Annotated in this window: 11 protein-coding genes; 3 read left to right on the top strand and 8 right to left on the bottom strand. The window is 38.6% G+C overall.

Annotated features, from left to right (window positions below):
• Nucleotides 1–120 precede the first annotated feature (120 nt).
• Nucleotides 121–2,727 carry a PBP1A family penicillin-binding protein gene (locus ACEN4I_RS09935; RefSeq protein ID WP_407102823.1) on the top strand — a complete coding sequence of 869 codons (2,607 nt, stop codon included), beginning with the start codon at nucleotides 121–123 and terminating at the stop codon, nucleotides 2,725–2,727.
• A 142-nt stretch (nucleotides 2,728–2,869) separates the two neighbouring features.
• Here the strand turns inward: ACEN4I_RS09935 and nth are convergent, their stop codons facing one another.
• The 8 genes from nth to ACEN4I_RS09895 all read right to left on the bottom strand — a co-directional run bounded on the left by nth (nucleotide 2,870) and on the right by ACEN4I_RS09895 (nucleotide 11,740).
• Entirely contained in the window at nucleotides 2,870–3,502 is a 633-nt protein-coding gene (gene nth / locus ACEN4I_RS09930) for an endonuclease III (RefSeq protein ID WP_407097333.1), read from the bottom strand.
• Between the two features lie 11 nt (nucleotides 3,503–3,513).
• Nucleotides 3,514–4,236 (bottom strand): DnaD domain protein, encoded by a 723-nt coding sequence (locus ACEN4I_RS09925; RefSeq protein WP_407102822.1) that lies wholly within the window; start codon nucleotides 4,234–4,236, stop codon nucleotides 3,514–3,516.
• 108 nt (nucleotides 4,237–4,344) lie between these two features.
• Nucleotides 4,345–5,643, bottom strand: a complete 1,299-nt coding sequence (asnS, locus tag ACEN4I_RS09920; protein ID WP_407102821.1) for an asparagine--tRNA ligase — start codon at nucleotides 5,641–5,643, stop codon at nucleotides 4,345–4,347.
• 97 nt (nucleotides 5,644–5,740) lie between these two features.
• The gene (locus tag ACEN4I_RS09915) at nucleotides 5,741–6,217 is read right to left on the bottom strand and encodes a DUF5590 domain-containing protein (protein WP_407097336.1); all 477 of its coding nucleotides are present in this window, start codon (nucleotides 6,215–6,217) and stop codon (nucleotides 5,741–5,743) included.
• Between the two features lie 80 nt (nucleotides 6,218–6,297).
• On the bottom strand, nucleotides 6,298–9,099 hold the full coding sequence (dinG, locus tag ACEN4I_RS09910) for an ATP-dependent DNA helicase DinG (RefSeq protein WP_407102820.1): 2,802 nt from the start codon (nucleotides 9,097–9,099) through the stop codon (nucleotides 6,298–6,300).
• Between the two features lie 289 nt (nucleotides 9,100–9,388).
• Nucleotides 9,389–10,660 carry a CCA tRNA nucleotidyltransferase gene (locus ACEN4I_RS09905; protein WP_407102819.1) on the bottom strand — a complete coding sequence of 424 codons (1,272 nt, stop codon included), beginning with the start codon at nucleotides 10,658–10,660 and terminating at the stop codon, nucleotides 9,389–9,391.
• Nucleotides 10,603–11,394: a 4-hydroxy-tetrahydrodipicolinate reductase gene (gene dapB, locus ACEN4I_RS09900; protein WP_407097339.1), complete on the bottom strand. Its 792-nt coding sequence runs from the start codon at nucleotides 11,392–11,394 to the stop codon at nucleotides 10,603–10,605. The genes ACEN4I_RS09905 and dapB overlap by 58 nt, the downstream gene beginning before the upstream one ends.
• A 1-nt stretch (nucleotide 11,395) precedes the next feature.
• Nucleotides 11,396–11,740: a nucleotide pyrophosphohydrolase gene (locus ACEN4I_RS09895; RefSeq protein WP_407097340.1), complete on the bottom strand. Its 345-nt coding sequence runs from the start codon at nucleotides 11,738–11,740 to the stop codon at nucleotides 11,396–11,398.
• 167 nt (nucleotides 11,741–11,907) lie between these two features.
• Here ACEN4I_RS09895 and ACEN4I_RS09890 point away from each other — a divergent pair, with 167 nt between their 5' ends.
• Both ACEN4I_RS09890 and ACEN4I_RS09885 read left to right on the top strand, forming a co-directional pair.
• Nucleotides 11,908–12,312 (top strand): hypothetical protein, encoded by a 405-nt coding sequence (locus ACEN4I_RS09890; RefSeq protein ID WP_407097341.1) that lies wholly within the window; start codon nucleotides 11,908–11,910, stop codon nucleotides 12,310–12,312.
• A gap of 179 nt (nucleotides 12,313–12,491) precedes the next feature.
• Nucleotides 12,492–12,626 carry a hypothetical protein gene (locus ACEN4I_RS09885; RefSeq protein WP_407097342.1) on the top strand — a complete coding sequence of 45 codons (135 nt, stop codon included), beginning with the start codon at nucleotides 12,492–12,494 and terminating at the stop codon, nucleotides 12,624–12,626.
• The last annotated feature ends 738 nt before the right edge of the window (nucleotides 12,627–13,364 follow it).

Raw genomic sequence — 13,364 nt, 5'->3', positions numbered from 1 at the left:
CTTACATAGATTTGACGTATCTAAAGTAAGACTAGCCATACACAGGTCAAGTAAAAATTGCACATAAGAAATGGAGATCTTTTTTTACCTCCATGGATATTTGTTAAGGAGAATTAAGATATGCCAGAAAATAATGAAATGTCTCGTGTTTCCAAGAAAAAGAACCAGAAAAAATCTGGAAACCGAAAAAAGAACCAACAAAAGAAAAAAAAGAAAGTTAATAAATCTTGGTTTAAACGGATTTTGATCGCTCTTGTCGCACTGGTCATTATTGCTTTGCTAAGCGGTGTAGGATTGTTCACTTATTATGCTTCTAGCGCACCAGAAATCACACTTGATGATCTAGTAGACAATCCTTCTACTACTTTTTACGACCCAGAAGGTAATGAGTTATATTCTAGCGGACAAGAACGAGTTCTAGTAGAAGCTGGTGAAATTCCCCAAGTTTTAGTAGACGCTGTTTTATCTATTGAAGACCAACGTTTTTATAATCATATCGGAGTTGATCCCATCCGAATTGCAGGAGCTGTTTTAGCCAACGTAACCGATGGATTTGGTGCTGAAGGTGGAAGTACCATCACCCAGCAATTGATCAAACTGTCTGTTTTTTCTACTAAACAAGAAGACCAAACAATAAAGCGTAAAGCTCAAGAAGCTTGGTTAGCTGTAAAATTAGAGCAAGAGTATTCAAAAGAACAGATCTTGACTTTTTATATCAATAAAGTTTATATGTCTGACAACCAATACGGGATGGGCACCGCTAGTGAGTATTACTTCGGTAAGCCTGTAAGCGAATTGGAATTGCATGAAGCTGCTTTATTAGCGGGTATGTCGCAAGCTCCGAATGCTTACAATCCTTATACGAATCCTGATCGTGCTAAACAAAGAAGAGACACCGTTTTATATATGATGCATGAAAATGAAAAAATTTCTCAAGAAGAGATGAATGCGGCTCAAGATGTGCCTATTACTGAAGGATTGGTAGAAAACCAAGGTAATTCAGCAGATACTCAAGTCATTGATAGTTACTTAAGCACCGTCATTGAAGAGGTCAAAGAAAAAACAGGCTTAGATCCTCATACTGCTGGATTGAAAATCTATACCAATATAGATATGGATGCTCAACAACAAGTTTATGACGTCTTAAATTCAGATGACTACAACATCTTCCCTAACGACGACATGCAGTCAGCAGTAACAGTCGTAGATGTCAACACAGGACAGTTGAAAGCTATCGGCGGATCGCGTAAACAAGAAGGTCAAATGCTCTTTAATCATGCTGCTGAAATAAAACAAATCGGTTCTACCATTAAACCTCTTACAACTTACGGTCCAGCAATCGAGTATCTAGACTACTCAACATACCATCAAGTAGTAGATGAACCGACCACTTATGAGTCTGGTCAAACTATCAATAACTGGGACAGAGACTATGAAGGACAAATCAGCATGCGACGCGCTTTAGTGGATTCTCGTAATGTGCCGACATACAAGATTTTTAAAGATGTTGGACAAGAAAATGTTAAAAATTTCTTAACTAATGTAGGCCTTTCTGACTACCCTAGTTTAGCAAAAGATAACACCGTTTATGAAGCAGATTCTTTTAGTGGCTCGTTATCACCAATTGATTTAGCAGCTTCTTATGCACCATTTGCAAACGGCGGAGAATATACTGAGCCTTACACAGTTTCAAAAGTGATTACCGCTGATGGAGAAGAAATCGATTTAACACCTTCTACAACAAAAGCTATGAGTGATTCTACAGCTTATATGATTACAGATATGTTGAAAGACGTTGTGGATGTCGGAACAACTTCTCGTTTAGTCAGCATCCCAGGAGTTCCACAAGCTGGAAAAACCGGGACGGCAAATTATACTTCTGATCAGATGGCAGAGCACAATATTCCTAATGGAGCGGTTCCTGCTTCTGCATATGTAGGTTATACTACAAATTACTCTGTTTCTGTTTGGAGCGGATACACGAATATATTTGAAGAAGGTCACTGGCTTTCTGATGATGACGGTACACGAGAAATACCGCGAAAAATTTATCGTGAAGTTATGGCCCAACTTTCAGAATCTGTTGAAAATTCAGATTGGACTAAGCCGAGTTCTGTAGTTGAAGTGGCAGTTGAAAAAGGATCTAACCCGGCTGCTCTTCCAGGCCCCAATACTCCTAGCTCAGAAATTGTCAGAGAACTATTTGTTAGAGGTACAGAACCTACTTCAGTATCAACGAATTATGGAGAAGAATTGACTGCACCAAGCGGACTAAAAGCTTCTTATGATGCTGAAGCAAATGAAATCATTATTAACTGGGATGCTTATTCTTTAAGCCATTCAGATGAAGAACCAACTTATGAATTGACTGTGGGCGGCCAAACAGCCACAACTAAAGATTTAGGGTATGTCGTTCAAAACCCTTCTGAAGGTACGGTTGGCATCACAGTTGCTGTAAGAGCTAATGGAAAGACCGGTCCAACGGCTTCAGTCAGTGTTGTGGTTCCTCCTTCCGGTGAGGAGGAAGAAAGCGATGAGAGTGAAGAAGAATCCGAAAGTGAAGAAAGCGAAAGCTCTTCTGAATCAAGTGCTTCTTCAGAGTCGTCAAGTTCTGAAGGCTCCTCTAGCCAATCAGATGAAAGCAGTTCTAGTTCTTCTCAAGCTTCTGAAAGCTCTCAAGCCAGCTCCTCACAGAGCAGTCAAGAATCACAAACAGATGAAGATTAATTTTTCTTCTTCTGTGATTAAAATAAACCAAAGAAAGCTGTTTGATCCTATTGGATCTGGATCAAACAGCTTTCTTTTTTGCTTTTATTTTGAAATAAGTTCTATAAAAAAGACTGATTCGCTTCCGGATCAATCTTTCACCTTATTCTTCTGACATATGGTTTTCCAGCAGTTCAATACATTTTTCATGATCGTGTTTTCTAGCTGGACATTGATAGCGGCCAAAGAAAATCAATCGATGATGCGCTTTGCCCCATAACTCAGGAGGCAATTTCTTCATCAGGACTTCTTCTACTTCTCTGACGCTGGCTTTTTGAGGTACGATCTTTAAGCGTTTAGTCACTCGTTCCACGTGAGTGTCTACCGCTATTGCAGGAATATCAAAAGAGACACTTAATACCACATTGGCGGATTTTCTACCTACTCCAGGCAATGTCTCCAGTTCTTCTCTAGTTCTCGGAACTTTACTATTAAAATCTGAAATCAACTTCTCGCAGCAGCCTTTGATATATTTTGCTTTATTGCGGTACAAACCGATCGTTTTAATGTGTTCTTGAATTTCCTCCACGGGTGCATCAGCAAACGCTTCAGGTGTCGGATAGGATTCAAACAACTTTGGAGTAATACGGTTTACAGCTGCGTCTGTTGTCTGAGCACTCATCATGACCGATATCAGCAGCTCAAACGCATTGCGGTGAATCAATTCACATTTAGCCTCTGGGAAAATCTGCCCCATAGCTTCAATGACTTGAATGGTTTTCTTTTTCGAAAGCAAGAAACCCCTCCTTAATGATTATCCTGATTTTCTAACCAATTGTATAATGGTACTTTCGGTTTAACTGTTGTTTCATTAGTAGGCGCAGGTTGTTGCATATTTGTTTGGTGATTGCGTCTTCTCTTTGACTCTTGAACAACTTGCGTTTTTGTTTTGATATTTTTCTTTTCCCAGTTCAATAAGATCCGGTCTACATATTTCAAATTATACACTTGACTCAAAACTGCTTCTCTTAAAGCCATTTCGATCAAATCAACTTCATACTTATCTTCATCCAGCCACATACCGATAGTTTGGATTTCCATTGGCGACAAAGGACGGCCAAACTCAGATTCGAAGCGATTGAATAAGTCCTTCTCAGTCAATTGCTGCTCTTCTTTTTTGATCGTTCTTTCTTCTTGCTCCAATAAAGTCGCTAATCGCTCCCAAAGAAAATCCAGCTGGTAGCTGTCCTTTGATTTGCCTTCTTTATCTATACTGGTTTCAATAGTCAAATATTTTTGCTGAATCAAGTCATGGATAGCGGTAAATACTTTAGCCGTTGGCAATTGCATCCGTTGAGCAATGATCTCGATATCCGGAAAATCACTCCCACTATCCATGAGAGATTTCAATTGGATAATCAAAATCAATTGGTTGTTGGTGATACCTAGTTGACGATAGTGTTGCAACAATACATTCGAAATAGTTGTATTGCCCAACTTTATCCATTTTTGAATGAGTGAAAGACTCATCAACTCCACTCCCTTCTTTTACTTCTCACTGCACTGGTTCATTAGATGAATAAAAACAGGAGCCAGGATGATTATCCCAGCTCCCATTCGGGTTTCGTGTGATTCTTTCTATGGGTAGATACGGTTCAATAAGCGTGGGAAAGGAATAGCTTCACGTACGTGTTCAGTTCCAGTGATCCAAGCAACGGTTCTTTCCAGACCTAAACCAAATCCTGAATGAGGGACACTACCGTATTTACGCAAATCTAAATACCAATCGTAGTCTTCTTCTTTCAGACCGAATTCGTGAAGACGGGCTTTTAGAAGATCTAAGTTTTCTTCACGTTCGCTGCCTCCAATAATTTCTCCATAACCTTCAGGTGCAATCATATCAGCACATAAAACGACATCTGTTCTTTCTGGGTGTTGTTTCATATAAAACGCTTTGATTGCTTTTGGATAATTTACGATAAACACGGGTTTGTCGTATTGGCTAGCAATAAAGGTTTCATGCGGAGAACCAAAATCGATTCCCCATTCAAGGTCTTCAAATCCATTCTCTTGCAGTAATGTAACAGCATCATCATAGCTGATTCTTGGATAAGGCAGTTGTGTATATTTGCGCAACGTTTCTACGTCTCTATCTAAAGTATGAAGAGCTTGTTCGCAGTTGTCGATAACTTGTTGAACGATATAAGCAACATAGTTTTCTTGAACAACTAAGCTTTCTTCATGAGAGGTAAAGGCCATTTCAGGTTCCATCATCCAGAACTCGATCAAATGTCTTCTAGTTTTTGATTTCTCTGCTCTAAATGTTGGCCCAAATGAAAATACTTTTCCAAAAGCCATAGCTGCAGCTTCCATATACAATTGGCCACTTTGAGATAAGTAAGCATCTTGATCAAAGTACTCTGTATGGAAAAGTTCTGTTGAATCTTCAGCTGCACTACCTGTTAAAATCGGCGGATCGATTTTGATAAATCCTTCTTTGTTGAAAAACTCATAGGTTGCGCGAATGATTTCATTCCGAACTTGCATGATGGCGTGTTGTTTAGAAGAACGCAACCATAAATGACGATGATCCATCAAAAATTCCACACCATGTTCTTTAGGCGTGATTGGATAATCATGACTCTCGCCAATCAATTGAATATCTTTCACTAAAATTTCATAACCGAATTTCGAGCGAGTGTCTTCTTGGATGATTCCTCTGATCACAACAGAAGATTCTTGTGAGATGCTTTTTGCTAATTGGAACGTTTCTTCTTCAACATCATTCTTTACAATGACCCCTTGAAAGAAGGCAGAGCCATCTCTTAATTCCAGAAAAGCTATTTTTCCACTTGAACGTTTGTTAGCGATCCAAGCGTCGATTTCCACTTCTTCACCCACATGGTTTTTAGAGTCAATAATTCTAATACGATTCAACTTAGTAATCTCCTTTTTGCATTTGAATTTTTCTTAACGTTTCATAGTACTTTACCTCATTCATTGTACTACAGGAAAAGCATTTGAAAAAGGAATTTTAAATATTCTCGATTCCTTTTATCCATTCTCCTGATTCTAAAGACATGACGTAATAACCCAAACGGCCATTCTCCTGCTTGTAGGCAACTTCCCAAATGGCCGTTCCATTTTCCATCCCGATTCTAGCTTCAAGAATTTTTTTTGGCGTTGTTGCTTGTTTGGTCAGCTGAACAGCTTCTGCTTCAGTAATGATATCAGCTTGGTTATATACTGTAGCAGCTCCTCCATCTTGAGCAACGATTGCAATAACTGCTTCGCCTTCCTGATTTGTACCAGTGACAGTAAAGTACGTCTTGGTTCCATTGTACCAATAGAAATCGTCTACTTTAGTTAAGCCGGCACTGCTTTTCGCCACAGCAAATGCCTCATCCTCAGCTTTATGTAAAGGACTGCTGGCAGTTTGATACACTGAAATAGAAAAAGCAATCACCGCTATCATCACAACGATAGAAACAATAAAAATGTTTTTTTTCATTTTTTCAAACAATCCCGTCTTTTCTTTATCAAAAATAGTCTCTCTAATTAGATTAGTATAGCAGAAATAAAAGCTCTTTTCTACAGGTCATCTGTTAAGAATTTACTTAGTTCTGATTCCATTTTCTCTTCAGCAATTTCTTCGATCTTCATCCCTTGGGGCAACGAACGCTGCATCAATTTGCCAAAATTGGAATACAACAGTCTTTCGTCCAATACGATAAAAACACCCTTGTCTGATGGAGACCTTACTAAACGCCCCAGTCCTTGTTTTAACCGTAAAGTAGCTTTAGGCAAGGTATCAACGTAAAAGGGATTTAAGTGATTCTTCTTCATCCAGTAATGCTTGGCTTTTACATAAGGCCGTTCTGGTGATTCAAAAGGCAATCGAGTCACTACGAGAACGCTGAGCGCTTTACCCGGTAAATCGACACCTTCCCAAAAGCTGTCTGCTCCTAGTAAAATGCCCCCCTGTGATCTGAAAAAGCGTTTGAGAATCCTCTCTCTGCTGCCTGATAGTCCTTGTGCCAATATCTCTCTTCCAAAAAAATCCGATTTTCTTTGCAATTGTTCATAAACATCATGCAACGGTTCAAAAGCAGTAAACAGCACCAAGACATTTTCATCTGAATTTTTACAAATCGTATTTAAATACTGGACGATCATTTGAGCATACCTTTTTTTCGTCATACTTTTGACCGGCTTGACTCCTTCTGGGACCCAAAATTTAACTTGTTTTCCATAATCATACGGAGAATCCAATTTTAACGTATGGACATTTGTTTCACCAATCTGATTTTGGAAATAGTCAAAGCTGCCGTCTACTTCTAACGTAGCACCGGTATAAATAATGGTCGGAACCTTATCCACCAGCTGCTCTTTTAAAAAATGGGAGTTGAACACATAAGATTGTTGTGCAGCGAAACTATTTTTAGGCGATTTTTCTGCAAAAGAAAACCACGTTACTTCCTGCTCATCAGACTGCTGAAAAACGGCATCAAAAATATCTTGTTGCTTTTTCAGATCGGTCAAGCAATCATAAAAGTCAGTGATTACATGCAATTCAGTTTGAGTAAATCGTTCTCTTTCGTTGAACAATGCAGCAACTGCTTCAAACCCTAAATAACTGACTTCATTCATCAAAGACAAAATCTTTTTAGTGGTTCTTTTGAACCTGACAGCATGCTCTTCTCTATCGTAAAGTATGTCGTATCGATCTTTGTAATCATCCTGAGGAATGTGTTCCCAACAAAACTGAAGCAATTCATCAACGAATGCTGACAGCGCCTCGGTTAAAAAGTACACACTCATTTCAATATTCTCTAATTGATGGGTGATCGATGCAGTTGTTTTATCTGCTAATATCGTCAGTTGTCCGATCAGGCTGCTTTTATCTTCTTTTTTACCCAACCATTTGAACAACTTTTGCAAATAATAATAACGAAAAATTTGACTGGTCGATTGTTGGGCGACTTCACTTAAATGATGAGCTTCATCAACGATCAATCGCTGAAAATTCTTCAGTCTCTTGTCTTCTTTTTGCAAATCATGGCATAGATAAGCATGATTCGTTACAATAATTCCAGCATGCTGTACCAGCTTTTGAGCATGAAGGAAAAAGTCTTCTTCATACCAGTCATCTTCTGTTTCATTTCCCAACCAGCCCCGATGGCGTATTTTACTCCAAAAAGGTTGATTGTAATTGGTCAAATTCAGTTCATCCAGATCTCCTGTTTCAGTTTGAGTCAACCACACTAAGATCCGCATCTGGTAAATGGCTTCTAACTTTTGCATTATCGGTTCTTTCAACAAACTTTCGAATTTAGACAAATGAATATAATGGCTTTTGCTTTTTAAAATAGCAGCTTGTATCGGAAATGAGATCATTTCTTGCAGCTGTGCTAAATCTTTGTGGAACAGCTGTTGCTGCAGCAATGTCGTAAAAGTGCTGATGACGATTGGATCTTCACTAGAAGCGTTGTAGACCGCTGGCAATAAATAACCAAATGTTTTTCCGATCCCAGTTGGGGCTTCAATAATCATGTGCTCTTTTTTATCTGAAACAAACGACTGCTGGACAGCATCCATCATTTCGATCTGCGTTTTCCGCAGTTCAAAACGCGGTTGAAACAAGTTCGCCTTTTCTTGCTGCCCTTGCGGATACTCTTTGATCTCGCGATGAACGTGTTGTTCAAAAGAAACCTCTTTTTGACGAATGGCTAATCCTTTTTTGATCATTAATCCTTCTGGCAAGTCGGTGATTTGTTGCTTCATTTCTTTCAGATTACTACGGATAAAAATTTCTGTATCCATTGTACAGTTAGGGGCTATAGCAGCTAGTTTTTCTACAGTCACTAATGGAAGGCTTTTTAATGTTTGTTTAAGTAACAAGAACAACTCTGCAGTCGCATAAGCATCACTGTCTGCCTGATGCGGGTTTTTGTGCACAATATTTTGAGAATTCATCAAATCATTCAATGTAAAACTCGGTTCAGTAGGCAATAAAATTTGCGCTAACTCGACTGTATCAATTCCTTTTAAAGTAAGCGGCGGCAAACCGCAACGAACAAATTCTTCTGAAAGAAAATGGTAGTCAAACTGAATATTGTGCGCAACAAAGATACATCCATCTAATAAATTATAAATGGTTGCCGCGACATCCTCAAAATAAGGAGCATGCGCAATAGATTGGTTTGAGATTCCAGTCAAATGTTCAATTTCTTTGGGAATGCTTCTCAGCGGATTCACATCAGTTGCAAATTGGTGTACGATTTGATCATTTTCAATCAATGCGCAGCCAAATTGAATGATTCGATCTCCACTTTGAACATTTCCTCCTGTTGTTTCAATATCCACAACAGCATATGTGGTCATTTCATCCATTCTTGTCACCTAATTCTTTTCTCAATTTACATCCATTACATCATACCATATTTTAACTGTGTATGGAGATTCTTCCTGCGTTTGCAGATAAATATCCAGCACAAACAAAAGAAACCCTGCCGCTTTCAGATGGACATTGAAAACGGCGGGGCAGATTCTAGTGTTGTATTTTTTGGAGAAAACTTTCTGTGTACGCATGCTCGCTTATGAATTCCAAAAGCAATCATCTGACCATCCATCAATGCTTTGAATTGAAAAGAAAAAATGGATTTTTCATGCTGTTCTAGTATCAGTTCACAGAACGGTCTCCTATCTCTGATTGATTTTTCACCCAAGATAGAATAGCTTCAGAATCATTTGCTAATTGCCCGATAACGATCAACATTTCGATGTCTTCCAGCAGCTGCCCCAACCATTTTCCAGGTTTTATTTTCAATGCTGCTAAAATCTCATTCCCGCTGATTTGGACATCCTTTTTCTCTTTAATTGGGAGATTTTCATACTGCTCAACCACTAGCTCTATATTGGCTGGAAAATGCATTTGTTCCAAGATATGTTCCACTTCTAAAGCAATCGTCAAGCCTGATTGGTATAAGTCAACAGCTGTATAAGGGTGCGTTAGTCTGGATCGCAATGTTTTCACTTCCAACTGTACTTCATGCATTTCTTTATTCGAGCATTTCCATAATTTCAAAAATTTTGTCACTTCAGCAGTTGGAATCTCTAAAAAGTGAATCAGCATCGTCCAAGCCGCTGAGCGAGTAGATAGACTTCCTTCAAATCGGGCAAATTTCTCTAATTTATCCTTATGCTGCTCTAATCCAGGACAATAGGCATACAATTCCGTATGAATAAACAATTCAAGCCCTTTTGATCGACTTTTTCCTTGCATCAATTTCATGAACTCTACGGAAATACGTTCAATTGAAATTTTCCCCAGCAACGCATGGTGGTCAGCGATTGCTTTTTGAGTGTTTGTCTCCATCGTAAAGCCTAATTGACTTACAAAACGAACAGCTCTCATCATTCGTAAAGCATCTTCATGGAACCGTTCTTGCGGTGACCCCACAGCTTTAATGACACGATTGTTTAAATCTTTTTGTCCTTCAAAATAATCCATGATATGACCGTTTTTATCCATCGCTAAAGCATTGACTGTAAAATCCCGTCGTTTTAGATCCTCTTCTAAAGAGCGCACAAATTCTACTTTATCTGGACGTCTGAAGTCTTGGTACGCAGATTCAGTTCTAAAAGTGGTGATCTCATAAGAATCTCCTCCCCACAAGACCATAACTGTCCCATGCTCGATTCCTACATCAATGGTTTTATGAAAGATCTGTTTGATTTCTGCAGGAAAGGCGCTGGTGGCAATATCTACATCATTGATTTCTTTTTTCAACAAAGCATCTCGGACGCTTCCGCCTACAAAATAAGCTTCAAAACCTGCTTTTTCAATTTTTTCAATTATCGGCAAAGCTTCTTTAAAAGTGTGGTCAAGCTCTATCATAATAAATTTTCCAATCCGTAAACCAATTCCGTTTTTTCCATCACTTTCGTACATCCGAGAGCTACGCCAGTCATAAAGGACGAACGATCATACGAATCATGACGGATCGTCAAGCCTTCCCCATTACTTCCAAATTGAACTTGTTGATGGGCCACTAAGCCAGGCAAACGTACACTGTGGATTTTCATTCCTTGGTAATCTGCTCCTCGAGCTCCTTTAATACTTTCTTTCTCTTCTGGATGGCCTTGTTGATGGAATCCACGTTCTGCTGCAATCATTTCTGCAGTCTTAATCGCTGTTCCGCTTGGTGCATCCAATTTATGATCATGGTGCAACTCTATAATCTCAACATCCGGGAAATATTTTGCAGCTTGAGCAGCAAATTGCATCATCAGCACAGCTCCAATAGCGAAATTAGGAGCAATTAAGCCACCTGTACGGCTTTCTTCTGCCATCTTCTGTAAATCCGCCACATCGTCTTCATTAAGGCCTGTAGTACCTACAACTGGACGGATACTGTGGCGTAAAGCAAATTGTGTATTTTCCAAAGCTACTTCTGGTACAGTAAAATCGATCCACACATCCGCTTTCACACTATCAATCAACTTTTGCTTATCAGTAAAGACTGGCACATCGACCGAAGGATAATCCGCTAATTCACTTAACTTGCTTTCCTCAGCGTATGGATCTAAAACACCCACTAGTATAAATTCTTGATGCTTCAATACCATCTTGGTTGCTGTACTGCCCATTTTCCCTTTGAAACCTGCTACTACGATTTTTATCATCTTATTCTTTCCTTTCAAAACGATTCGCATCTCGTTCATTGAATTTTTTCATCGTTAAGTCAAAAGATTCCGTCAAATCGATCTCTAATGAATTGGCTAATGAAATGAGGACAAATAAGGTGTCCCCCAACTCTTCCTTTAATTCTTTGGTGCCTTCAGAAGCTTTCTTCTGCTTTTCACCATGATGGTGGTTGATTTCCCTTGCCAATTCACCCACTTCTTCCGTAAGCCGAGCAAGTTGACCTAAGGGAGAAAAATAACCCGTCTTGAATTGTTGGATGTAATCATCTACTTCTTGTTGTATTGATGAAAGACTCTTTTCCAAAAATATCACCCCAAATTCCATTTAGTTCTCGTCTATTTTCTCTTTTATCCGGTCAAAAATCAAGAAGGGAACTTGCATCTCTTCATTAAAATTGAATTCTTTAAGGGATCAAAAGCAAAAAAGTAGCTTCTGATGTCTATAATTTCTATACTTATTACAGAAAACAACTTTTTTTTGGAGGAATCGATATGGAAGAACAAGAAGTGATTTCAGTTCTGCAAAAGAACGGTTATCTAGCAGAATTAGGGCAAACTATTATGGGAAATTTAGAACACAAAGGGAGCGTATTGACTCCAAACATGAACGCCGCAAAAGTTAAAGTTCAGTTGTTGAATTTTAACAACCAACAGGAGATTGTCGTATTGCCGTTATCTTTTACGGGGAAATTATTGCCAGAAGAGATTTATGTCATTCCTTTTTCAGACATTGATAAGCTGGAATTTAAAAATAAGCTCATTTTTTACAATATGGTCATCAAGTTCCAGGATCCGCTAAAAAGAAAAAAAGACAAGTATCAAGTCAATAAAAAAATTGCCGGCTATAAATGGCAAGGTGAGAATGTTAAACGTATCATAGAAAAACTGCATTTTTAATCTGAAAGATTGGATAGTTTACCTTATTACTAGCTCTTCTTTCTTACATCAAAGAAGTCGAAATTCTTTTCCGGCTTCTTTTTTTGACGAGTTCAACTTATCTTCAGATCCTTCAAGAGTATGCTTATAATATTTATCGAGGTGATTGAAAAGAGATAAAAAAGAAGGAAAATACCCGTATGTCAACAACTAAACCAACAACAGAAAATAGAGGTCGAAATGGTTTTGGTTCAGTACCAGTCAACCGGACAATGATGTATGGCTTAAAAGCAAACCGCAGTATCCATTGGATGAAGTACAGGGTGGGAAATTAACGGGAAAAGGAAAAAATATAGTGACTATGTCACTTACAAAAGCGCAGAAATAGCTCCTAAAATGACTTTTTAAGACACAGCTTATTTTTTGAACGATCTGATGCAAGAAGCAGGTAAAGCTCAAAAAGAACCAACGAAGTAAGAAGCTGAAGTATTGAAAGAAACAGTTTTTCTAGTCAGCTAAGGCTGAAACTTTTCTCTGATCTCATACAACTGAACGAATCAATTCTAGTGTCAATGCAGTATTTTAATCCGCAAACTTGAAAATCCCGAGGAAGCGTGTTTGTTTGTAGCCGTGAAAAGTATGAAATGTGAATTACTAAGCGTCAGCGCTGAAGCGCTGACGCTTAGTTTGAAGCTTGAAAGTCTGGAGACTACAGGCTTCAGGCGGTACCATGGCTACAAAAGCAAACAAAGCATTCCGGAGGATACTTCACCTCCAGTAAAGGGCTGAGACAAAAAAATGTATTTTGGTTTCAGAAATAGGTCTATGGAGGGAATATAAAAAAAGTGCCGTAAACACAAGTTGCTTTCCTGTCTTACTAACTCGACCGATAAATAGTTGACAGATACTCTTCAAGAGTTAGTGTCAATATTTTCTCGGTAAAAATTTTTTTTTAAAGTTCAAAGAGAAATTATTCCATTTTTCCAAACAATTATACGTTGATTTGCCTTTTTTGTTCTGTTTTTGTGCTATATAAGATGAAAAAACGTTTTTTTGGGCTTTTTAACCCGCAG

Origin of the sequence: Desemzia sp. FAM 23990 (assembly GCF_045528485.1) — a bacterium.
Classification (GTDB): domain Bacteria; phylum Bacillota; class Bacilli; order Lactobacillales; family Carnobacteriaceae; genus Desemzia.
This window is presented reverse-complemented; position numbering and strand designations above follow the sequence as displayed.